We start from the raw sequence: 23,224 nt of genomic DNA on the forward strand, positions 1-23,224 counted from the left end.
TTTAAAACTCAATGCTACTATAATTTAATTGTCAAAATGTATTTAAATAAATTTTTAAATTAAATTCTGTGAACGACGAATGAAAAAATTAATATCAATAACTCTTCGATCTATCTATTATTTATTCCCCAAAATTTTTCGAGAACAGTACATCGAAAGTATTGCTTTTTATCGTACTTGTTTGTCGAATCTAGTCTGCAGAGACAATAACAATAGTGATAATTTACTTGATGTTCAATTGGTTTCTGAACCAAATTTATTAGATGATAATTTTGAATTGATAGCTCATATTACTGATCGATATTCGAAGGTTAACGCTCCAAGATTACATGTAGACAATCAAGAATGTAAGCGTTCACCTCTGGAAGGTCAGCTACCTGATGTTAAAGTAATCCGTTTAAGTGGGGTTAATATTTTAGGATCTACGGATGCAATTATTTCTGGAAATAAGATGTATCACCAAGAGTTAACGCTAATGGGTGCTACTCATGATTTGAAGCGCCCGGATATTTTCTCAACATCCGATGGCATTAATGCTGAAAGTCGTCAGTATATTGTTCAGACTTATGGAGATAAGTTAACGGTAGAGGGTTGTGCCATTAGTTTATTGAAGGAACATTCAGTTAACTACTATCACTGGCTTACAGAGCTATTGCCTAAATTAGTTGAAACAATAAATAGTCTTGATGAGAATAACCATAATTTAACAATTCTTATTGACGAGAAAATGCCAGAGCAATGTGTGGGGCTAATTGATCTAATTCTAAAGGGCATTAGAAGAATAAAATATACTATAGTTAGAGTGAAGCTTGGTCAGCTAGTTTTTTGCCATAAATTAATCTACTGCACGCCTCTATGGACATCTCTCGATAATACTCGTTTCCTTCCAAATCCAAAAAAAGAATTTTTTGTGTCTGTTGACTGCTTGCGACTCGTTAAGGAAAGAATTTCCTTGGCTATCAAGTCAAACACTACGATTATAAAAAATAAAAAAGTATACCTACAACGCCAAAACAATAAGCTTAGAAAAATAACTAATGTACTAGAGCTTGAAAGAATGCTGTACAAGCAAGGTTTTGATTTTGTTGACCCTGGATCTTTAGATTTTCGTGAGCAGTATAGCCTTTTCTCACAAGCGGAAATTATTGTTGGGGCATCTGGTGCTTCCTTTACTAATTTGTTATTTATGAAAGACGGTAGTAAAGGGATATCTCTATATCCGTCTGCACAAAGCACTAACTATTATGTATTCCAGCCTTTGGCTGATGTTTCGAATGTTGAGTTCATTCACTTTCTCACAACTCCTGATGATGATTCTAATTCTGTTCATGGTGATGCGAAGGTCAATGTTAAAGAGTTAGAGGGATTGTTGGAAAAAACTTATGATTAAGACGTTGGAATTTAATGTACTGGGTGATGAAAGAGGCTCATTAGTATCACTTGAAGAAAATGGTAATATCCCTTTTAATATTAGGCGTGTTTATTATATTTTTGATACCGAAACAGAGGTTTCTAGAGGTTTTCATGCTCATCGAGAACTTGAACAGATTGCTGTCTGTCTAAAAGGAAGATGTCGATTTGTTTTGGACGATGGACATACTAGAGAAGAGGTATGGCTAGACTCACCTAACAAAGGACTATATATAAACAACAACAAATGGCGTGAAATGCACGACTTTTCAGATGACTGTGTTTTGATGGTCTTAGCCAGTAATGTTTATGATGAAAGCGATTATATTCGCGACTACGAAGAATTTTTAAAGGAAGTAAACGGATGATTCACCCTACAGCCATTGTTTCAGAAAAAGCTCAAATAGATAGAAACGTCGAAATAGGTGCTTTTACTATTATTTACGACAACGTAGTTATCAAAGCGAATACTGTTATTGAATCTTATTGTGAGCTTGGTGTAGCAAATAAATTGTCAGAAGGGGCATTACTTACTATTGGTGAAGGCTCTCTTATTCGTTCTAGAAGTACATTTTATGAAGGGTCTAGTTTTGGTGACGGCCTTGTAACTGGGCACAACGTTACGGTGCGTGAGAAAACGATTGCCGGCAAAAATTTTCAACTAGGTTCGTTAAGTGATATCCAAGGTTGGTGCGAAATTGGGGACTATGTTCGGACGCACAGCAATGTTCATATCGGACAGCACAGTGTTATTGGAAATTGTGTTTGGTTATTCCCATATGTAGTCTTAACTAACGACCCTCACCCTCCGAGCAATGTTATGCTGGGAGCTGCAGTAGGTGATTATGCTGTAATCGCAACAATGACCGTAGTTCTTCCTGGGGCAAAAATAGGGGAGGGGGCATTTATTGGCGCTCACTCTTGTGTTGGAGGAAGAGTACAAAAAGATATGCTTTATTCCGGTTCGCCTGCTAAAAACATTGGTCCAGCATCTAAGATCAAACTAAAGGATGGCTCTAGAATGCCAGCTTACCCTTGGCGTACTCACTTTCATCGAGGTTATCCAGAAGACCTCGTAGAGCAATGGAATAAGGAACAGCAAGAAAATGTATGATATTGATGAATTAACCATTGGGATGAGTGCATCTTACTCTCAAACAATAACTGATGCAGACATAAAGCAATATGCAGGACTCTCTGGTGATAGAAACCCAGTGCATCTGGATGAAAATTATGCAGAGAGATCGAGGTTTAAAAAAAGGATTGCGCATGGAATGATCAGTTCTGGTTTTTTTTCTGCATTGTTTGGAACAAAGTTACCGGGGGAAGGCTGTGTTTATGTGGCGCAGTCTTTAAAGTTTAGAAAACCAGTCTATATAAATGATACGGTTGAAGCGACCGTTGTAATTAAAGATATTGATATCGATAAACGCCGCGTATATTTTGATACTTACTGCAAAGTAGGTCGACAGAAGGTCATTACTGGCCTAGCAGAAATTTATATTCCAGAGAAATAATATGATTCCTTTTTTAGATTTAAAAACTATCAATCAGCAATACCAAATAGAACTAAAAGAAGCTTGCTCCCGAGTCATTGACTCAGGTTGGTATATCATGGGCAAAGAGCTTTCATCATTCGAAGACAATTTTGCTCAATATTGTGGCACTAAATATTGTATCGGCGTGGGTAATGGCTTAGATGCTTTAACCCTCACTTTGCGAGCTTGGAAACAACTAGGTCGACTACAAGAGGGTGATGAGGTTATTGTTCAGGCAAATACTTATATTGCCTCAGTTCTTGCTATTACTGAGGTTAACCTGAAACCTATTCTTGTTGAGCCAGATGAGTTAACGTTAAATTTAGATCCTAACGTTGTATTAAAGCATATAACGCCTAAAACCAAAGCTATATTACCAGTTCATCTTTATGGACTGATGTCTCCTATGACGGAGTTAATGGAAGTCGCAGAAGAACATGGTTTGCTTGTGTTGGAAGATTGTGCACAAGCTCATGGAGCTAGTATTAATAATAGAAAGGCCGGAAATTGGGGACACGCTGCTGGTTTTAGCTTTTATCCAGGCAAGAACTTAGGAGCATTGGGCGACGCTGGAGCTATCACCACAAATGACCCAGAACTAGCTAATATGGTTAGATCGTTGCGAAACTATGGTTCATCGGAAAAATATAGGCATGATCTAAAAGGTGTCAATAGCCGCCTAGATGAGATACAGGCAGCCATGCTGAACGTAAAGCTCAAATACTTAGATGATGATATTGAATCTCGACGTAGTATTGCTCAATATTATAGAGATAACATAACCAATAAAAATATAAGATTTCAAGCTTGGGATAAAAAAGACTCTCATGCATTTCATCTATTTACAATTCAAACAAAAGATAGGACTTGTCTAGCTGATTACCTGTTGGAAAATGGGATTCAAACTCAGATTCATTATCCAATCACAATTAATAAACAAGGCGCTTATTCTGAATTGATTGAAACTACGTTACCTAGTACTGATAGAATAAATGGCCAGATCTTAAGCCTTCCAATAGACCCTACGCTTAGTAAGCAACAAGTTGCCTTTATTGTAAACATTATCAATGATTGGAAAGTGTAAATAATGAATGATTATGATGTAAACTTACCACTGGTAAGTATATGTATTCTGACTTTTAATCATGATAAATACGTAAAAAAGGCCATTGAAAGTGCTTTGAACCAAACGTATGACAATATTGAAATTATTATTGTTGATAACAACTCTAGTGACATGACAAGAGAAGTAATTAATAAGGAATTCAATATAGAAATTGAGAATGAGCAAATACGTTTTTATAGTTTAGAAACCAATACATATCCTTCTCATGGGACAAACTTTGGCCTAAGCAAAGCAAACGGTAAATATATTTGTTTATTATCTGGAGATGACTCATACTGTTTAAATAAAATTCAACGACAAGTTGAATTGATGTTAGAGAGACGACTAAGTAACTTATTTACGTGGGTGAATATTATAGATGAACATGATCATCTTGCTTCATCTCACCTAGAGTCTTTGTTTAATAAGAATTTTTCCAGCCTACAGATAAAAGAGCACTTTGTTCGTCATGGTAATATGTTATGTGCTCTATCAGCCATGTTTGATAGAGATCTCTTTAAACAACATGGTTACTTTGATGAACGTTTACTTCAATTGCAAGATTATGATTTATGGCTAAGGATTATTAGTCATGAAGAATTGAATTTATTACCTGAAAAATTGACTAATTATCGAATAAGAGGCGACCAAAAGAACTTAAGTCTAGATCCTTCTAATGAAACGTTTTCCCGTACTGAATTCGAAGAGCTATTTACAAATAAACATATATTGAATTTTGGTCATGATACACTATCAAATGTAGTAGGATCTGCTTGTAATGAAAGTAACAAGTTTGAATTGCTTTTTAAGTATTACTTAAAAGAAAATAAGCCATCTAAAGCTAAAGCGGTTTTATTAAGTAGCTATGAGAATCTAGGAGATAAAATAAATTTCCCCTCTGAAGAGTATAGTTCGTTCCTTGATGCATACTCAAAAACTGATTTTTTTAATAGTATTACGTTACAACAAATGCAGAACCAACTGAATCTGAAAAATGAAGAGTTAGTTGATCAAGCATCTGCGATGAATCAAATGAAGGAATCAACCTCTTGGAAGATCACACTTCCGCTGCGAGTTATAAACAAGTTCATTCGCGAAGATATGAATTCAGGACTAGTTAGTCGTATAAAAATACAAAACAGAACATTAAATCCATTTTCTGGCGGTTTTGTTGGGAGAGGTCATCGAGCTTTCTATTTATTAATGAATGAAGGTCCCACTTCTCTAATTCGTAAAGTAAAAGAGGTGTTATTTACAAAACAGAATGCTTCTACGAATCCTATTCATTATCAAAAGTGGCTCATAGAACGTAAAGCTAAAGATCAAGATGAAGCTGAAAAAACTATTGCCTCATTAAATCAAGCTTGGCAACCTCTAATCTCAATAGTAGTCCCAACATATAATACTGAGGAAAAGTACTTACGTTTGTGTATTGAGTCAGTGATAAATCAGTCTTATCAAAACTGGGAGCTCTGTATTGCAGATGACGCTTCAACCGACAAGGTTGTCGCACAAATCTTGGATGAATATCGATTAAAAGATAAGCGTGTCAAGGTGACCTATCGTGAGAAGAATGGGCACATCTCAGCGGCATCAAACAGTGCATTAGAGCTAGTCAGTGGGGAATGGGTTGCTTTACTTGATCATGATGATGAATTACAAAAGCACGCATTAACGTATGTAGTTAACGCCATCAATAGTAAAGAGAATGTCGAATTCGTCTATAGCGATGAAGATAAAGTCGATCTTGAAGGTAAAAGACTTGATCCGCACTTTAAGCCTGACTGGAACTTAGATTTGCTCTATAGCCAGAATTACGTTTCACATTTAGGTGTTTATAAAGCTAATATAGTAAGAAAAATAGGCGGTTTCCGTATTGGATATGAGGGAAGTCAAGACTTCGACTTATTGCTTCGTTACTCTCGCGAAATTGATCATAACAATATAGTACATGTTCCAAAAGTGCTTTACCATTGGCGTATGGTTCAAGGCTCCACAGCATTAGCTTCTGATGAAAAATCTTATACAACTGAAGTAGGCATCAAAGCTCTGCAAGATCATTTTGATACCTTAAATGAAGATGTAATCGTTGAGAAAGGCAAGCATGATAATATCTATAAGGTTAATTGGACATTATCAGACAAGCCTCTAGTATCTCTCATCATTCCTACTTATAACGGTTACGACATTACTAAGCAGGCAATTGACTCTATCTTTAAAAAGACGACTTATTCTAACTACGAAATCATTCTAGTTGATAATAACTCAAATGATCCTACTGCTCTTGAATATTTTAAAGAGCTTGAGCATCACGAGAAAGTTACAGTGCTTCGCTATCCACACCCTTTCAATTATTCGGCGATTAACAATTTTGCCGTTAAGGAAGCAAAAGGAGATATCATTGGGCTAATTAACAATGATATAGAGGTTATTACTCCTGATTGGTTAACTGAAATGGTTTCACACGTCCAACGTAAAGATGTAGGCTGCGTAGGTGCCATGCTCTATTATCCGAATGACACTATACAGCATGCAGGCGTAGTAATTGGCATTGGTGGTGTGGCTGGTCACTCGCATAAGCATTTTTCACGAGGAGACTATGGTTACTTTAGTCGATTGAAAGTCGTACAGAACTACTCTGCTGTCACTGCTGCTTGCTTGTTAGTTAAGAAGTCTATTTATAATGAAGTACACGGACTGAATGAGCAAAGTTTGTCTGTCGCTTTTAACGATGTAGATTTTTGTTTAAAGGTCCAACTAGCTGGTTATCGTAATGTTTGGACTCCCTATGCTGAACTTTACCATCATGAATCAATTAGCCGTGGAGCAGAAAATAATCCAGAGAAAATTGCTAGATTTAATGGTGAAATAGATTATATGAAAGTTCAGTGGAAAACTGATGTGACCTGCGACTTTGCCTATAACCCTAATTTATCTAAATATCATGAAAATTTCGAATTGAATTAACTAAATCTATGTCGTATTTATATTTGTGATTGGACTAAAAGTTATATTTCAATTTGTTAATAGAAAAAGGAGGGTGTTTAGGTGAAAATATCAGTCGCTATACCTTGTTATAAAGTTAAAAAGCATATTTTAAGTGTAATTGAAAAAATTGGTGACGAGGTTGATGTTATCTTCGTAGTCGATGACTGTTGCCCAGAAAATTCGGGAAAATTTGTTCTGGAAAATAATCAAGACCCTAGAGTACAGGTTATTACACATGCTGAAAATAAAGGTGTAGGAGGGGCAATTAAAACGGCTTATAGGGAAGCATTAAAACAAAGCGTAGATATAGTCATTAAAATAGACGGTGATGGGCAGATGGACCCTAGATTAATACCGGCCTTTATTAAGCCCATTATCGAGGGTAAGGCTGATTATACCAAAGGTAGTCGATTTTATAGTCTTAAGTCTCTTGTTCAGATGCCAACTTTAAGAAAGTTTGGTAACGCTGCTCTATCATTCGTTAATAAGGCATCAAGTGGATATTGGAACGTAATGGATCCAACAAATGGTTACACTGCGATTAATGCACATGCCTTAAAATTATTAGACGTAGAAAAGATCAACGATCGCTATTTTTTTGAAAGTGACATGTTATTTAGATTGGGGACTATTAGAGCTGTCGTGAAAGATATTCCCATGGATGCGCTATATGACGACGAGGAAAGCAATCTTTCAATAAGGAAAGTTCTTGTTGATTTTCCTCCGTTATATATTAAGGCATTTTTTAAGAGGGTCTTTTATAATTACTTTTTAAGAGACTTTAATGGTGCGAGTATGGAGATGGTCATAGGTACATTCCTCATTCTATCTGGGTCTGCCTGGGGTGGGGTAAATTGGTCCTTGTCCCTCTCTACCAATATAGAAAGTAGTGTAGGGACAGTAATGTTAGCGGTACTTCCAATAATACTTGGATTTCAGTTGTTATTAGCGGCGCTTAACTTTGATATGAATAACGCTCCAGATGAACCACTTAGCGAGCACTATTAGAATTTAAAGGTTAATAATGACAATGAAATTGACACTTAAAAGTAATGGCTTATTTTTAGTAATAGCAATGGGTTTGCTGGTAATCACACTCCCTGAGCTGCTTACCGACCCAAGCGGAGGTATAAAGGATTTTAAATATTCATATCTATCATATTTTTATGGTGCCTCTATTACGTTGTCAGCAATGTATTTTTCTTTGGTTGGGCTAACGTTTGCGTTGGTTTTTAAAGGGAGTAGCCTTTTAAATGGAGCAAGTTTACCATTTCATTCTGTATTTTTAGGGCAAGCGATTATATTTACATATGTATATATAAGATCAGCTATTAATTTTTATATAATACATATTCCAATAACGCATTTTGAATTTATTGGCTTGATTTTTCTTTGCTTTGTATTTATTAGATGCAAGTTTGGAATTAGTAATGTGTATACTTCAATTCTAAAGGATAAATGGAATTGGATACTATCTTTCTTCATATTTTTCCTTGTGTGTGTTGGTATCTCTGAGCATGAAATACCGCGTCAAGTTATGTTGTCTAGTGACCCGGATCAGCATGCGTTTTTCGCTAAGCAGATAGAACGATTTGGTACAATTCCATATCATCAGTTTTATTGGGGTGAGGAAAGTTTCAACTACCCTGCGGGAACTGGAGTTCTTGGCTTTATATGGTCTTTCTTAACAGGTATAGATGTAAGGAACGCATTTACAATTCAGCCGTTATTGCAAGCATATATAGCTATTTTTATTATTACCGAGATGGTTTTGGTAGAAAAAAAATCTTTGAAAGTCTTAGCAATTTTGAAGCTTGGCTTAATCTCAGCATTCGGCTTGTTCCTAACCTATAGCCTAACGAAAAATTATTATCATTTAGAAGGAGCAGGTAGGCTAGCAAGTATATCTATATGTGCATTTGCTACGTCATGTTTTTTCTGGAGTAAGAGGAATGTTGGCTTACTAGAAAAGAAGGATATATTGAGCTCTGTATTATTATACCTTCTTGTTGTTTTTTTAGGTACAGTAATAAACCCCGTAAATATTGTTTACTTAGGCGTTATCTTTGGGTTTTCCATATTGATGCAATGTGGGCGTAAGTTTAATTTTTACCCTATAGTATTTCTGTTACTGTTGTTTCCCATATTTTTAATTCTAGACCCGTACTACTTTAGCCTTATATTTTCACAGGGTGGTCAGTTATACGACCCAATAGTTATAACTCATGTCCCTCTGGATATGAGTATTAGTGAGTTTATTAGTCAATTTATTTTAAGTTTTAAAATTATGACAAAAAACTTTGGAGATGATTTCTTTTCCTTCCATCTTATTTCTGGTAAGTTCTCATACTTAGTACTACTTCTAACTCTTGTTTTTTCTTTTGTACTTATAAGTGATAAGTCTCGCAATGAACTATCTGAAATTATAATTTTCTTTATTGTATTAATCATTTGTTGGGTGATTTTTTCGGCGGTTTTTGATATTCTAAAATCTGGTTCATCCTTTAGATTATTGGGCCCATACTTTCAATTTTCTAAGTATCAATATTTGTATGTTATTTTGTGTTTTGTTTTCGCATTGTTCATTGAACGAATTACAAGGATGGAACTTAACAATTTTAAATTGTTAGCCCTGGTTACATTTTTTATTGTTTCTTCATCTTTATTCGGTAGGAATGTAAGTGACAACCTGGACTCAAGACGAGTTAATTATTGTGGCTCGATAGGTTGTGCTACTAGCAATGATCTTTCTGTGCTTAGCTACTCTGAAGATTTGTTCAAGCAAGTCAAAGTCCAGTCGAAGTTAGATTCAGAGGTTCCAAAAATACTTATACCTAATATCCCATTGTATCTGAATACTGAGAAGTGGCTGTTTCCCGTAGGTGGATCTAGAGTTCTACCATTTGTTGACTCATTCCCGGTTGCCTTTTTTTATGGTCAAGGAAGCACCGAATATAGCTATGAAAATTACATAGAGAATGTTTGTGAAGACTTTAATTTGGTTTGGATGAAAGAGAATAATATTCAATACCTTTTCAAACCTGAGCAGATGCTGAGTGCATGTGTTAATGGGCTTGATGAAGTGAAGAAGAAATCTAAAGTTTTGTCTGAGAAGGGAGAGGCATACCTAATTAAGTTGTATTAGGTGATTTTAAACTTAGAATGCAGTGGTACGCAACAGTAGTGCTATTGTGCGCGACCACTACAGCTTATGTAACGTGTGTTAGATTTAGATTTAGATTGAAAAGGGAATTAACACTCGACCTGTTAATTTTCCAATCAATATAGTAAAAATGGTGTTGTGATAAGCTCGTTAGAGAGCGTGTGAACAGTTTAAAAATTCCTGAAATCACCATTAGTGGTTCAGAGAACCAAATAAATGAGATAACGTATATGATGGAATTAATTACTAAGTTTAGAAATAACTATAAGAGTCAGGTTGTTGTTATCACTTATTGCTTGGTTGGTATTGCATCTGCGTTGGTAGATGTCGGAGGTTTGAAACTACTTAGTGAGTTTTACAATCTAACAGATGTATATGCGATTACAATCGCTTATATAATTGGTATGCTATTTAACTATACCTCACATAGTATATTAACTTTCCAGACTAAGATGTCCCATAATTGTTTTGTTAAATACTTAATTGTTGTAGGTGTTAATTATTTACTGGCTCTGTTAATTATATCGCTATTGAAAATTCTTGGTATACCTCTTGTTTTAAGTAAAATAATGTCTCTTCCTGTGATTTTTATTTCAGGTTTTGTATTGTCGAAAAAATGGATCTATGCCTAATTATTAATGATGATATATATTTCTAGCGTTGGTTGATACATAGGGTTCCCGCATATTATTTTCGCAGTGTTTCTCAAGTTTTCGGGTGAAATTTTAAAAATGGGTTGAATGAAGTGATCTGAGCGAGTTTCCTCAATTAATTTAGGAATAAATTGCCTCGTAAAGCCTACCTAGTAGCTTAAGTTGCCGGGTTGAAGAGGTTGAACACCTGGTATAGAGCTCTGACCACTGAACTCGAGTGTGTCGATACCTTCGGATTTTTTAGCCCACCCAACGTGCTGCCGGTTTGGTTGTGTTTTTCACTATACTTGTGAAGAAATTGTCTGTTTTCTTGAGTTGCTTTCGGATCTTGTGTTCTAAACTCGCCTACACGAGAAGGCTAATTGTCATCATCAACAAAGCTTCGATTCGTTGGTTTTTTTTAGAAAATGGACGATATTAGGAACTCAGGGCTTTTCAGGAAGCGATCTCCACGCTCTACTTTTTGTTGCAATTTGTATTGTTCAAGTGGCGCGGCCATAGTGTGGTCTGTTGGAACCTTGAACCCTACTGGAGATAACTTTGCTGTGGTACGTCATATAGGTTTAAGTTTTTACAGCAAAAAAATAATTTAACGGTGGTATCAAGAGGAAGTAGAAGTAAGCAAATAGAAGTAATGTGTATGTTTTTTAAATCCTTATGGGACGATGGGCTTCGTAATCTTGCCCTGGTCTATGGTCAGCCAAACGTTCTTATTATGATTTTTGACTATAAGATCATTAAGGTGTTTGGATGAAAATATGATACTTATTTCCAATTAGTATGAACGTGTTTCTACATACTCTATTTTAGTAAGGGAGTTTTTTTGTCACTAACATCAATCATCATAACCTTTCAACCTGAATTATCAAGTGTAGAGCCCTTGTTACTCGCTTGTCAGTCGAATGGCAACAGCGTCATTGTGGTTGATAATGGTAGTGAAAACGCCAAAGAGCTTGCTGAGGTTTGTCAGTCTTTTGAACGAGTGAATCTCATTTATCTAGATGCCAACTTTGGTATCGCAGAAGCTCAAAATATTGCGATTAAACATCTACAAATCGATGACGATGAACTTGTGGTATTCTTCGATCAAGACTCATCGATTGGTCACGATTATCTGAACCAAGTTGAGGAAACTTATCAGAAGCTGGAGCGTAACTATGGTCGCGCACTAGTACTAGGGCCCAGTTTTTATAATCGTGTGTCTAAGTTTGAGTACCCTGTCATAAAATTGAACAAGCTAGGCCTGCGACAAAAGATCTTGCCTAGTCAATTTGCTCATCCGACAGAGGCGTCTTGTATTATTTCTTCAGGTATGACGGTGAAAAATGATACTCTGAAACAAGTCGGATTGATGGAAGAATCTTTGTTCATCGATTATGTCGACACGGAATGGTGCTTAAGAGCGCGGAAGCTAGGGTACCCTATATTGGTAGATCCTAGCTTAGTTATGGAGCATGAAATCGGTACTAATAATCTTAAATTGTTGAGATGGCGTGTCCCCGTTCATTCTGCAGCTAGGCGTTATTATCGAATTAGGAACTCGTTTTTCCTATTCAATTACTCGCACGTACCTAAACTAACGAGCTTAAGAGAAATCGTTTTTTCTATTGTACATCAGGTATTCCTAGTGATTTTTACTGAAGAGAAAATAGGGCATTTCAAATCCCTTATACGAGGTGTGAGAGACGGCCTTTTTTATAAACGCTCAAAACCTCGTCAATCAAAAACCCCAACGTAGCCGTACTTGATACCTTAGTGAGCTTTTCCAATACCAAATGAAATGTTTTGACAGAAGCCGTCTGTTTTGATGAGACGCAAAATGAACGGCTTTAATGCTAGGAAAGTAGTAGACATTTAACTTGTGCTTGTTTGCTCGCGTGCAAATGTCAGCATCCTCAAAGTACATGAAGTAACGTTCATCAAATCCGTTCAGTAGCTCAAAGCTATTGACAGTGAATAGTAGAAAAGAGCCAGCGGCCCATTCTACTCTTGTTGGTTTGACTATTTTGCTCTTGTCATACACATCACTTCTTGGTATCCCAACTAAAGACTTTAGTGGTGATAATAGACTCGGATAACGGCGAATGGAACAATCGTAGGTATTGAATGTATTGTCGGTATAGAGATTGATTGTCGAGATGTCCGCTTGGTATTCAATCGCTTGTGCTATCAAGTCAGACACACTATCTACTGCGATTTCAACATCTGGATTTAATGCCAAAAAGAAGGCTTCATATGTTGGATTAAGGTGTGATTTTACGAACTGAAACACCTCATTGTTGTTAGCCCCAAATCCTTTAGGTGTATCACCTTGAATTAGGTGAATCCTGTGAGCGAGACAATATCCTGTGAGTCTGGGTGTTGCCTGCGTGTTGGATTTAATGATGACCGTGAAATACTTGGCCAGTGGTGGTAACGTCGGGTTATCTACAATCATTGAATCGTGATGGTGATTCACGATAGAAATATATACAGTCATAAATTAGCTATTATTCTCTTGGGGCGTATAGCCAGTGGGGGCATCAAGCAATATGCGTCTGATACAATTCACATCAAAATTGTGGCAACACGTATCCATCTCATCGAGCAGCAGCGTCATTTCTTTCCAGCTCAGTTTGTCTTCACTCGCAGTCATTATCTTTTGATGCTCACTTCCTTCCACATTATTCCCAATCAAAAGCTCTTCATAGAGCTTTTCTCCTGGGCGTAATCCTGTGAACTTTATAGAAATATCGCCTTCTTGAGAGTCGCCTTCTACATTCTCTTGCATACCCATCAAATGAATCATTCGTTTTGCTAGGTCGAGAATTTTGACTGGCTCCCCCATATCAAGCACGAATACTTGTCCATTGTTGCCCATGGCTCCTGCTTGTATAACAAGTTGTGCCGCTTCTGGGATCAGCATGAAATAACGAATGATATCTGGGTGAGTTACGGTTACAGGGCCGCCACATTTGATTTGTTTTTTAAATAATGGAACGACAGAGCCAGATGAGCCTAGAACATTCCCAAAACGAACCATAGTAAAAGTGGTGGTCTTTTGCTTATCGGCTAGTGCTTGAAGAACCAGCTCTGCCATGCGTTTGGTCGCGCCCATTACGTTAGTTGGTCTTACTGCTTTATCTGTTGAGATGAGAGTAAAGTTCTTCACGCCTGTTTGGATCGAAGCTTCAGCGCAAGCAAGTGTCCCAAACACATTGTTACGAACACCTTCAACAATATTATCTTCAACCAAAGGGACATGCTTATAAGCTGCAGCATGATAAACAGTTTCAATCCCATGTGCTGTCATCAGTTTTTCTAAACGGTTTTGTCTCTGAACGGAGCCAAGAGCAGCGACGATATGAGTCTCGCTTTTTAAGTTGATTTTTGTCGAATTTAGTTCTTGATCTATTTTGTAAAGGTTGTATTCATTTAGCTCGAATAGAACGAGTGTTTTGGGTTTTTGTGACATGATTTGGCGACATAACTCAGAGCCAATAGATCCTCCAGCGCCAGTAACCATAACATTCTTATTAAAAATGTTTTGTGCTAAAAGTGCCTTGTCTGGGTCAACAGCTGCTCTCCCAAGTAGATCGGCGACATCAAGATCTTTCACGTCAGTTGCTGCTGCTTTACCTGCGGCAATATCTTCCACAGATGGTACTGATTGCACTGCGATTGGCCAATGTGACAATTTTTCAACCAACCTTAAGCGCTCACCTTTATTAATCCCATTAATGGCCAAAAGCAGCTTTACGGGTTGATAAAGTGATTGGAGGTGTTCAAATTCACTTGGGTGGTGGACCTTGAGTCCAAATAATATTTGACCTGACTTTGTAGGGTCGTCATCAAGTAATACTACTGGATTGTACTCATCACCCTGAATCAGAGCATATGTTAAGTCGCGACCGGTAGCCCCTGCGCCATAAATAAACACATTGGGTTTTTGGCGCTTAAACCAGTGGTAATAAATTGAACGGATAAGTATTCTTGGGCCACCTAGCGTCAGGGTGGCCAAGCCAGCATATATAAACGGGACACTTCTAGGGATGAACGATTGGAAAAAAAAACCACTCATTATTAAAGCTAGGGTCGATATTATAACCCCAAAGAAAATGTTGCCAACGGCTGGCAGCATCATATAACGCAGGACGGCTCGGTACATTCCTAATCTAACGAAGCTATAAATTGTGATCGCAACAGTAATGAAAAGAGTTATTAGCTCTTCTATTTCGACTGAAAAAAATGCATTTCCAAGCCTTAAGGCAATGGCTAAATAGAGTGAAATTACGATAGCGAAAATATCATAACCAATACTGATGATACGCTTGTTCTTGCGTTTGGCATTAAGCAATATATGTATTGGTCTGATCATTGTGTTCCTTAGCGAGCAATTGAGCGTCTTAAGTTTGGTAGTTATAGTTTTTGGATAGTATTTTAATGTTGTTGAGTGCGGTAAGCTAGTTGTAATTGATAGTTATGTACCACTCGGTACCTTTACTGTTAATTTTGTTTGTTATTTGCTCAATATTTAGGCGTTTTGCATTATGAAAATTTTGGTCACAGGTAGCACTGGTTTTGTAGGTTCTAGAGTGGTTGAGTTGGCTAGAGAGCGCAGCTGGGCAGTCATTCCGGTTGTGCGTAAGCAAATAGAAGCAGTAACTAATAGCCTTGTTGTCGCTTCCATTGAAGCATCTACCGATTGGTCTGGTGCATTCGAAGGTGTGGATTGTATTGTTCATTGTGCTGCTCGAGTGCATCAGATGAAAGAGAGTGAGCAAGATGCATTATTAGCCTATCGAGGTATTAATACGCTGGGTACATTGAACTTAGCAAAGCAAGCTGCAGAAGCGGGCGTTAAAAGGTTTGTATTTGTCAGCTCGATTAAAGTTAACGGAGAATTTAGTGAGCCCAACTTACCTTTTGAACCGAATTTAAAGAATACTCCAAAAGACCTTTATGGCTTGAGCAAGTATGAAGCCGAAGTTGAGTTGGTTAAGCTTTCAAAAGAGACAGGGCTAGAAGTAGTTATCATTAGGCCACCATTAGTTTATGGGCCTGGTGTAAAAGCGAATTTCTTATCCATGATACGTTTGATTTATAAAGGCATTCCGTTACCTTTTGGTGCTATAAAGAACCAGAGAAGCCTAGTTTATTTGGATAATCTGTCCGATTTGATACTGACGGGTTGTGAACATCCTTTGGCTCCCGGGCATACTTTCTTAGCTTCTGATGATCAGGATGTATCTACAACTCAATTGATGCAAACCATTGCTCGCGCTATGGAGAAATCACCGCGATTAATTCCAATCCCAATGTCTTGGATACAAGCTGGATCGTCTTCTTTAAAAAAGAAGCATATAGCTCAAAGAGTCTGTGGCAACCTCCAGGTTGATATAGGTTTGACTAAAGAGGTCTTGGGATGGAAACCTCCTGTAAGTTTTGAACAAGGGATTAAAAGAACAGTAGAAGCTTACTTGAAGTCGCAGTGATGCGTTTTCGGTAGTTTATGGATTTCTTATCCATAAAGTCTTCAGGTATCCTTTATTGATTAGTGGTGCTTATAGCGCCCCCACGTTTTCAATCTGAATTTGATAGGACACATATTTTGATTCGTTTGTTAGATTTTGTTTTTGCTTTCTTTGGCCTGTTGTTCCTATGGCCAGTATTTCTCGTTATTTGTATCCTTGGCTACTTTGATACCGGGTCGCCGGTCTTTTTTCAAATCCGAGTAGGGCGCAACAAAAAACCATTCACTTTAGTTAAATTCCGCACCATGCCAGTGGAAACAAAATCTGTTGCGACTCATTTAGTTGGCGCTAGCTCTGTCACCAAATTAGGTGGATTTCTACGTAAGACGAAACTGGATGAACTCCCTCAATTGTACAACGTGCTTAAAGGTGAAATGAGTTTAGTTGGCCCAAGACCATGCTTGTTTAACCAACAACTACTGATCGATGAAAGAGAATCAAGAGGCGTACTCGCGGTAAGACCTGGTGTAACCGGGTTAGCTCAAATCAACGATATCGATATGTCGACACCGAAAAAACTAGCGGAGTGGGATCAACGCATGATTAACACGCTGAATACCAAATTGTATTTCCAGTACATTATTCAAACCGTGTTAGGTAAAGGCTCGGGCGACCGCGTTTAATTTGCCTCTTGCTTTCTTATCTATCTTTGACGTTTTTTAGAATCAGTCTTGTATTGTAACTAGGCTTAGTCAGAGGGCTATAACGTGTAGTGAGTGTAGTTGATTAGATCGTAGGTTATTGAATTTATAACCACCACTTTGCGTAGCGAAGTCAGTGTTCATTAGTTAATTTTAGTGTTGACGAGAGTCATGAACTGACACCTGTATTTCCCTGTTTTATGGTGTAACTATACTTAAGTCTATAACGTCACCATGATAGGCTGTTCTCTTTGGTGTTTGTATTCTCATACCTTAGTTCGTTTATTTGGAGCATTGGTTTTGCTTGATTGGTTAATGAATCCTGCTGTTCAGGTACTTGGCTTGTTCGTTGCAACAATTTGCGGCTTGATACGCTTTCAATCTCAGTCTGATAGAGTGTTTGGTGTATTGTTGTTAGTGCTTTTTACTAGCTCTCTGGTTACGACAGAGCAGGTTATCCTAAGTTTTTCAAATAAAGGCTTGCTCACTTTGATGCTGCTAATGGTTTGTTCTGTGGCAATAGAAAAAACAAAACTCCTGCGAGTGATTACCAACTATGTGATTGGGACTAATTACCACTCAACGTTACTCAGGTTGTTTAGTTTAACTACTTTTTCTTCAGCGATATTGAACAATACAGCAGTAGTTTCAACTATGTTAGCACCGATCCGCAACAACCCGTATCACAAAGCCAGTAAACTGCTCATTCCTCTTTCTTATGCAGCCATATTGGGTGGGACCTTAACCTTAGTTGGAACGTCCACGAACCTAATAGTGAACAGTTTGGTTATTGACTCTGGTTTGCCCAGCTTGAAGTTTTTCGACTTTACCGCGGTGGGCTTATGTTTGGTGCTTAGCTGTGGAATGCTTTTGTTTGCATTAAGCCCATTATTGCCAGAGTATGATAAAAACCAAGTTCAGATTCGTGATTATATTATCGATACTACAGTTGCTTCAGATTCAGATTTAATAGGAAAGTCTGTAGAACAAAATGGTCTTCGGCACTTAGAGTCATTATTCTTGGTGGAAATCTTACGTAATGGACGCCTGATATCTCCTGTGACACCACAAGAAGTAATTCTGCCCGATGATCGTTTGTTGTTTAGCGGTGATGTTAAAAAGGTCACCACTTTAACTCAGTTCGATGGGTTGTCTTTGTTTGCCAGTGATATTGGTTTACCCTTAGATAACCTTTCTGAGGTGGTGATTCGCCCTGAGAGTCACTTAATTGGCAAAACACTTAAGCATACCGGTTTTCGAGCATTGTTTGATGCGGCGGTTGTCGCTATTAAGCGCGATGGTGAGGCGTTATCTGGCAAGTTGGGTGATGTGGAGTTGCAAGTTGGTGATTATTTAGTGCTAGCGGTGGGAGAAGATTATTCCTCTCGAAACAACATTACTAAAAATTTCTTTTTATTAAGTGAAGTAGAAACCGAACACCATCTAGATGGTTGGAAGGAGAAACTCGCCATTGGTGGCTTTCTCGGGGCTATATTGTTAGCTGCCGTTGGTGCGGTTTCGCTATTTAAAGTGATGCTTCTTTTGCTGGGTTTGTTGCTGCTTTCAGGCTGTCTAAGTGCTAGTGAAGTATTGCAGCGCATACCTAAGAACATTTGGTTGATTATCTCCTCTGCATTATTACTATCTCAAGCGCTGTCCAACAGCGGCGCATTGGATGGCTTAGAAACAATGGTTCATTCATATGACTATTTGTTTACTCCACTGACTGGCTTGATTGTTGTTTATGTATTGGCATGGATGATGACAGAGTTAGTTACTAACAATGCGGCTGCAGCTCTCGTACTTCCTATTGGAGTTGAATTGGCTTCGAGTTTATCAGCAAACCCTCAAGCATATATACTCGCAGTAGCGTTTGGCGCCAGCGCCAGTTTTATTAGTCCGTATGGTTACCAAACTAACTTGATGGTATTTAATGCGGGGCAGTATAAGCTGCAAGATTTTGTGAAAGTAGGCGTACCGATGTGCCTGCTTTATGGCTTGATTGTGTTAATCGCAATACCTACCTTTATTGGATTGTAATTTAAGGACTTCTTTGAAATGAATATTTCTTCAGAGCGTATGACTCATCTAAAGCAATTAGAAGCTGAGTCTATTCATATCATGCGTGAGGTTGCCGCTGAGTTTGATAACCCGGTAATGCTATATTCTGTCGGTAAAGATTCTTCGGTGATGCTCCACCTAGCGCAAAAAGCATTTGCGCCAGCGACGCCTCCGTTCCCGTTAATGCACGTAGATACCACGTGGAAGTTCAAAGAAATGATTCAGTTTCGTGACTATATGGCAGAAAAAGTGGGTATGAAGTTGATAGTGCATCAAAACCCTGAAGGGGTAGAGATGGACATCAGCCCATTTGTCCATGGCAGCTCTGTACATACTGACATCATGAAAACCCAAGGCTTGAAGCAAGCTCTTGACAAGCATGGCTTTGATGCTGCATTTGGAGGCGCACGCCGTGATGAAGAAAAGTCTCGTGCAAAAGAGCGTGTATATTCCTTCCGCGATGAGCATCACCGCTGGGACCCCAAAAACCAACGTCCTGAGCTATGGAATGTGTATAACGGCAAAGTAAATAAAGGCGAGAGCATTCGTGTGTTCCCTCTATCAAACTGGACTGAACTGGATATCTGGCAGTACATTTACCTAGAGAACATCGAAATTCCAGGGTTGTATCTAGCAGCCAAGCGTCCAGTGATTAAGCGTGACGGCATGCTCATAATGAAAGACGATGAGCGTATGGAGCTCAAAGAAGGTGAGGTGATTGAAGAAAAGATGGTTCGCTTCCGTACGCTTGGCTGTTACCCGTTGACGGGTGCGGTAGAGTCTGAAGCCGCAACGCTGCCAGAAATTATCCAAGAGATGCTACTAACCACAACGTCTGAACGCCAAGGCCGTGCCATTGATCATGATTCTTCTGGCTCAATGGAGAAGAAGAAACGCGAAGGGTATTTCTAAACTGTTATGACGACTCCATACCAACATAAAAACAATGACTCGGTGAGTGATGATGTCGTGTGGCATAACTCAACGGTGACTCATCAAGATCGTGTGGTTCAAAAAGGGCAAAAGCCCGTCATACTTTGGTTTACAGGTTTAAGTGGTTCCGGTAAATCGACCGTCGCCAATGCCGTTGAAAGTAAACTGCTGAAAATGGGCAAGCACAGTTATCTGCTTGATGGCGATAATGTGCGCCATGGCCTTAACAAAGATTTAGGTTTCTCTGATACAGACCGCATTGAAAATATCCGCCGCATCGGTGAGGTAGCTAAGCTGTTTGTTGATGCGGGCAATATTGTGTTAACTGCGTTTATCTCGCCGTTTATTTCTGATCGCCAACAAGTGCGTGAATTCGTAACTGAAGGCGAATTTCTTGAAGTGTTTGTCGATACCCCGCTAGAGGTGTGTGAAGCCCGCGATCCTAAAGGGCTCTACAAGAAAGCACGTGCAGGTGAGCTTAAACACTTCACAGGCATCGACTCAGAATACCAAGCCCCGGTGAATTCTGAAATCCATCTGCATACTGCAGAGCTATCTATTGAAGCTTGCGCGGATTTTGTCGTAGCTGAACTTGAGAAGAAAGGCTACCTGCAACTAGGAGTGCATGCCTAATGCATTACGACGTATTTAACGGCGATGCCGATGGCATCATTGCCTTGCTGCAACTGCGATTCGCTGAGCCAAAAGCTTCCATATTGCTTACAGGTGTGAAGCGCGATATTAAATTGCTAAAGCAAGTCGATATCGTTACCGCTGAGTCTGTGACGGCGCTGGATATCTCGATGGAGAAAAACCTGCCAGAACTTGAAGCACTTTTACAAAACAATGTGAAGGTGTTCTATTGCGACCATCACCGAAGTGGCGATATCCCGAAGTCAGATAATCTATATGCCTTAATTAACCTAGATGCGGAAACTTGCACCAGTTTGTTGATTAATGAGCGTCTTGGCGGCAAATATGCTAAGTGGGCAGTCGCTGCTGCCTTTGGTGACAACCTGTTTGCTTCAGCCAATAAGCTAGCACAAGAGATTAGCTTAACCGAATCAGAAACTGAGTTCTTAAAAGAGCTGGGCACTTTGATTAACTATAACGGTTATGGCGCAACGCTGAATGACTTGCACATTGAACCAGCTAAGCTCTACCAGCAATTGACAGCCTACGTTGACCCGTTATCGCTATTCGATGATGAGAGCTCGCCTTACCACGCACTGAAAAAAGGCTATGAGCTAGACCGTAACCAAGTGCTGAACATCAAACCAGCTCACTCGGACACGCAATGTAAAGTGTTTGAATTACCGTGTGAAGCCTGGGCAAGGCGCATTAGTGGTGTGTTTGGCAACGAGCTTGCAAATCAAAGTCCTGATTTAGCGCATGCAGTATTAACGCTAAACGCGAGCAAGCAAGATTACATGGTGAGCGTGCGTGCACCATTGAACAACCGTGTGGGTGCGGATGACATCTGCTCATCGTTTCCAACCGGTGGCGGTCGTAAAGCAGCTGCAGGCATTAACGCGTTAACGTTAGATGACAAGCAGAAGTTCATCAACACGTTGTCAGCGTATTACGCTCATTAAATGAAATGTAATTGTGGAAGGTACACAGCTATTTTCTGCAATGTGGCGCTAAAGCTCCCATACTCTAGAGTGCAAAGCATTCGAGTAGACAACCCAATTATACAGGGCATTGAAGCCTGAAAAAGAAGATTAGGAGAACGAAATGTCTCACAGCTCAGAGCTAATCGTAACGGACATCGAAGCGTATCTTAAAGTCCATGAAAACAAAGATTTATTACGTTTTTTGACTTGTGGTAACGTTGATGATGGTAAATCTACATTGATTGGTCGTTTGCTTTACGATTCAAAATTGATTTACGAAGATCAAATGGCGGCGATTGAGAAAGACTCTCAGAAGTTCAACACCACCGATGGCGATTTCGATTTGGCTCTTTTAGTTGATGGTCTGCAATCAGAGCGAGAGCAGGGCATCACTATCGATGTAGCATACCGTTACTTCTCAACGGATAAACGTAAGTTCATCATCGCTGATACTCCAGGGCACGAGCAGTACACACGTAACATGGTGACAGGTGCTTCTACCTGTGATTTAGCGATTGTCATGGTGGATGCTCGTTACGGCATTCAAACGCAAACTCGTCGCCATAGTTACATCTGCAGTTTGCTGGGTATTAAACACATCATTGTAGCCATGAACAAGATGGACTTGATGGAATACAGTCAAGATGTGTATAAGAAGATTAAAGCCGATTACCGCGAAATGGCGAAGAACTTCAACATCGATGATATACGTTTTGTGCCTATTTCTGCACTGAACGGTGATAACGTGGTGACACCAAGCGAAGCGATGGATTGGTATCCAGGTGCAACGCTGATGAAGCTGCTTGAAACCGTCAAGATTGACCAAGATAAAGACCTTGAACACATGCGCTTCCCGGTGCAATACGTGAATCGCCCCAACCTTAATTTTCGCGGTTTCTGTGGTACGTTAGCTTCAGGCCTCGTTCAAGTTGGTGATGAAGTGACGGTACTACCGTCAGGCAAGAGCTCACGTGTAAAATCCATTTACACCTTTGATGATGATCTGGATACCGCACGGCCCGGCCAAGCTATTACACTTACTCTTGAAGATGAAATTGATGTGTCACGTGGTGATATGCTGGTGCACAACGGTCATGAGCCTAAAGTTACCAATAAAGTCAATGCTAATGTAGTATGGATGGGTGAGAACCCAATGCGTACGCACAAAGAGTACATATTTAAATTTGCGACCAAATCGTGCTTAGGTAAAGTGACGGGCATCCCTCATAAGATCGATGTCAATACTCTTGAACAGCACGCTGAAGAGAGTGAGACACTTGAGCTTAACGAGATTGCACTGTCTGAGATTACATTGACCGATAAGATCGCGGTGGATACTTACCAAACACTACCACAAACAGGTTCATTCATTGTAATTGACCGCCACAACAACGTGACTGTAGGTGCAGGTATGATTTTCTCGGTATCAGGTGAGAAAGCAGAAGAAAGTCGTGTGTACTCTCAATCTGAGAAGGATCTAAATGCTTATATACGTAAGCATTTTCCTGAATGGGGCTGCGCAAAGGTGTAACTTAATAAGGTGTCAGTAGCATATTTGGTTTGACTATTTGCTTTAGATGAAGGTGCTTGTGTCCAAAGAGGT

19 protein-coding genes and 1 pseudogene are annotated in these 23,224 nt (G+C 39.0%); 17 read left to right on the forward strand and 3 right to left on the reverse strand.

Annotated features, from left to right (window positions below; genetic code table 11):
- Nucleotides 1-79 precede the first annotated feature (79 nt).
- From A1QO_RS13370 to A1QO_RS13410, 9 genes are all read left to right on the forward strand, one after another.
- Entirely contained in the window at nt 80-1,390 is a 1,311-nt protein-coding gene (locus A1QO_RS13370; protein ID WP_017040678.1) for a glycosyltransferase family 61 protein, read from the forward strand.
- Complete coding sequence (locus A1QO_RS13375) at nt 1,383-1,778, forward strand: sugar 3,4-ketoisomerase (RefSeq protein ID WP_017040679.1); 396 nt, start codon at nt 1,383-1,385, stop codon at nt 1,776-1,778. Before A1QO_RS13370 ends, A1QO_RS13375 begins: the two co-directional genes overlap by 8 nt.
- On the forward strand, nt 1,775-2,524 hold the full coding sequence (locus A1QO_RS13380) for an acyltransferase (protein WP_017040680.1): 750 nt from the start codon (nt 1,775-1,777) through the stop codon (nt 2,522-2,524). Before A1QO_RS13375 ends, A1QO_RS13380 begins: the two co-directional genes overlap by 4 nt.
- On the forward strand, nt 2,517-2,927 hold the full coding sequence (locus A1QO_RS13385) for a MaoC family dehydratase (protein ID WP_017040681.1): 411 nt from the start codon (nt 2,517-2,519) through the stop codon (nt 2,925-2,927). Before A1QO_RS13380 ends, A1QO_RS13385 begins: the two co-directional genes overlap by 8 nt.
- A 1-nt stretch (nt 2,928) precedes the next feature.
- Nucleotides 2,929-4,032 (forward strand): DegT/DnrJ/EryC1/StrS family aminotransferase, encoded by a 1,104-nt coding sequence (locus tag A1QO_RS13390; protein ID WP_017040682.1) that lies wholly within the window; start codon nt 2,929-2,931, stop codon nt 4,030-4,032.
- Between the two features lie 3 nt (nt 4,033-4,035).
- A complete protein-coding gene (locus A1QO_RS13395) occupies nt 4,036-7,020 on the forward strand; it encodes a glycosyltransferase (protein WP_017040683.1) in 2,985 nt (994 codons plus the stop codon).
- An 81-nt stretch (nt 7,021-7,101) separates the two neighbouring features.
- Nucleotides 7,102-8,049: a glycosyltransferase family 2 protein gene (locus tag A1QO_RS13400; RefSeq protein ID WP_017040684.1), complete on the forward strand. Its 948-nt coding sequence runs from the start codon at nt 7,102-7,104 to the stop codon at nt 8,047-8,049.
- Between the two features lie 22 nt (nt 8,050-8,071).
- Entirely contained in the window at nt 8,072-10,186 is a 2,115-nt protein-coding gene (locus A1QO_RS13405; RefSeq protein WP_241790457.1) for a hypothetical protein, read from the forward strand.
- 179 nt (nt 10,187-10,365) lie between these two features.
- Nucleotides 10,366-10,836, forward strand: a complete 471-nt coding sequence (locus A1QO_RS13410; RefSeq protein WP_017040686.1) for a GtrA family protein — start codon at nt 10,366-10,368, stop codon at nt 10,834-10,836.
- A gap of 141 nt (nt 10,837-10,977) precedes the next feature.
- Here A1QO_RS13410 and A1QO_RS20610 read toward each other — a convergent pair.
- Nucleotides 10,978-11,359, reverse strand: a pseudogene (locus tag A1QO_RS20610) (IS1634 family transposase); the annotation flags it as partial.
- A 321-nt stretch (nt 11,360-11,680) separates the two neighbouring features.
- On the opposite strand from A1QO_RS20610, the gene A1QO_RS13415 reads away from it, so the two are divergent.
- On the forward strand, nt 11,681-12,595 hold the full coding sequence (locus A1QO_RS13415) for a glycosyltransferase family 2 protein (protein ID WP_017040688.1): 915 nt from the start codon (nt 11,681-11,683) through the stop codon (nt 12,593-12,595).
- On the opposite strand, the gene A1QO_RS13420 is transcribed toward A1QO_RS13415, so the two are convergent.
- Together A1QO_RS13420 and A1QO_RS13425 are read right to left on the reverse strand one after the other, a co-directional pair.
- Nucleotides 12,578-13,336: a galactosyltransferase-related protein gene (locus A1QO_RS13420; protein WP_017040689.1), complete on the reverse strand. Its 759-nt coding sequence runs from the start codon at nt 13,334-13,336 to the stop codon at nt 12,578-12,580. The two genes, A1QO_RS13415 and A1QO_RS13420, sit on opposite strands and share 18 nt — an antisense overlap.
- 3 nt (nt 13,337-13,339) lie before the next feature.
- Nucleotides 13,340-15,214: a polysaccharide biosynthesis protein gene (locus tag A1QO_RS13425; protein WP_017040690.1), complete on the reverse strand. Its 1,875-nt coding sequence runs from the start codon at nt 15,212-15,214 to the stop codon at nt 13,340-13,342.
- 172 nt (nt 15,215-15,386) lie between these two features.
- Between A1QO_RS13425 and A1QO_RS13430 the strand changes: the two genes are divergently transcribed.
- The 7 genes from A1QO_RS13430 to cysN all read left to right on the forward strand — a co-directional run bounded on the left by A1QO_RS13430 (nt 15,387) and on the right by cysN (nt 23,152).
- A complete protein-coding gene (locus A1QO_RS13430; RefSeq protein WP_017040691.1) occupies nt 15,387-16,331 on the forward strand; it encodes a UDP-glucose 4-epimerase family protein in 945 nt (314 codons plus the stop codon).
- Nucleotides 16,332-16,444: 113 nt separating this feature from the next.
- Nucleotides 16,445-16,993 carry a sugar transferase gene (locus A1QO_RS13435; protein WP_026027002.1) on the forward strand — a complete coding sequence of 183 codons (549 nt, stop codon included), beginning with the start codon at nt 16,445-16,447 and terminating at the stop codon, nt 16,991-16,993.
- 318 nt (nt 16,994-17,311) lie between these two features.
- A complete protein-coding gene (locus A1QO_RS13440) occupies nt 17,312-19,051 on the forward strand; it encodes an SLC13 family permease (protein WP_026027003.1) in 1,740 nt (579 codons plus the stop codon).
- Between the two features lie 18 nt (nt 19,052-19,069).
- Nucleotides 19,070-19,984, forward strand: coding sequence for a sulfate adenylyltransferase subunit CysD (gene cysD / locus A1QO_RS13445; protein WP_009847930.1), 915 nt, complete (start codon nt 19,070-19,072; stop codon nt 19,982-19,984).
- A gap of 6 nt (nt 19,985-19,990) precedes the next feature.
- Nucleotides 19,991-20,638: an adenylyl-sulfate kinase gene (gene cysC / locus A1QO_RS13450; RefSeq protein WP_017040694.1), complete on the forward strand. Its 648-nt coding sequence runs from the start codon at nt 19,991-19,993 to the stop codon at nt 20,636-20,638.
- Entirely contained in the window at nt 20,638-21,600 is a 963-nt protein-coding gene (locus tag A1QO_RS13455) for a hypothetical protein (RefSeq protein WP_017040695.1), read from the forward strand. The genes cysC and A1QO_RS13455 overlap by 1 nt, the downstream gene beginning before the upstream one ends.
- Nucleotides 21,601-21,742: 142 nt before the next feature.
- Entirely contained in the window at nt 21,743-23,152 is a 1,410-nt protein-coding gene (gene cysN / locus A1QO_RS13460; RefSeq protein WP_017040696.1) for a sulfate adenylyltransferase subunit CysN, read from the forward strand.
- Nucleotides 23,153-23,224 lie beyond the last annotated feature (72 nt).

The sequence above is a fragment of the Vibrio genomosp. F10 str. ZF-129 genome, from assembly GCF_000287055.2.
GTDB lineage: Bacteria > Pseudomonadota > Gammaproteobacteria > Enterobacterales > Vibrionaceae > Vibrio.

What these genes read in the sequence shown, in the direction of transcription:
- A1QO_RS13370 (WP_017040678.1), top strand. Translation starts at nt 80, where the DNA reads ATGAAAAAATTAATATCAATAACTCTTCGATCTATCTATTATTTATTC.
- A1QO_RS13375 (WP_017040679.1), top strand. Translation starts at nt 1,383, where the DNA reads ATGATTAAGACGTTGGAATTTAATGTACTGGGTGATGAAAGAGGCTCA.
- A1QO_RS13380 (WP_017040680.1), top strand. Translation starts at nt 1,775, where the DNA reads ATGATTCACCCTACAGCCATTGTTTCAGAAAAAGCTCAAATAGATAGA.
- A1QO_RS13385 (WP_017040681.1), top strand. Translation starts at nt 2,517, where the DNA reads ATGTATGATATTGATGAATTAACCATTGGGATGAGTGCATCTTACTCT.
- A1QO_RS13390 (WP_017040682.1), top strand. Translation starts at nt 2,929, where the DNA reads ATGATTCCTTTTTTAGATTTAAAAACTATCAATCAGCAATACCAAATA.
- A1QO_RS13395 (WP_017040683.1), top strand. Translation starts at nt 4,036, where the DNA reads ATGAATGATTATGATGTAAACTTACCACTGGTAAGTATATGTATTCTG.
- A1QO_RS13405 (WP_241790457.1), top strand. Translation starts at nt 8,072, where the DNA reads ATGAAATTGACACTTAAAAGTAATGGCTTATTTTTAGTAATAGCAATG.
- A1QO_RS13420 (WP_017040689.1), bottom strand. Translation starts at nt 13,336, where the DNA reads ATGACTGTATATATTTCTATCGTGAATCACCATCACGATTCAATGATT.
- A1QO_RS13425 (WP_017040690.1), bottom strand. Translation starts at nt 15,214, where the DNA reads ATGATCAGACCAATACATATATTGCTTAATGCCAAACGCAAGAACAAG.
- A1QO_RS13430 (WP_017040691.1), top strand. Translation starts at nt 15,387, where the DNA reads ATGAAAATTTTGGTCACAGGTAGCACTGGTTTTGTAGGTTCTAGAGTG.
- cysD (WP_009847930.1), top strand. Translation starts at nt 19,070, where the DNA reads ATGAATATTTCTTCAGAGCGTATGACTCATCTAAAGCAATTAGAAGCT.
- cysC (WP_017040694.1), top strand. Translation starts at nt 19,991, where the DNA reads ATGACGACTCCATACCAACATAAAAACAATGACTCGGTGAGTGATGAT.
- A1QO_RS13455 (WP_017040695.1), top strand. Translation starts at nt 20,638, where the DNA reads ATGCATTACGACGTATTTAACGGCGATGCCGATGGCATCATTGCCTTG.
- cysN (WP_017040696.1), top strand. Translation starts at nt 21,743, where the DNA reads ATGTCTCACAGCTCAGAGCTAATCGTAACGGACATCGAAGCGTATCTT.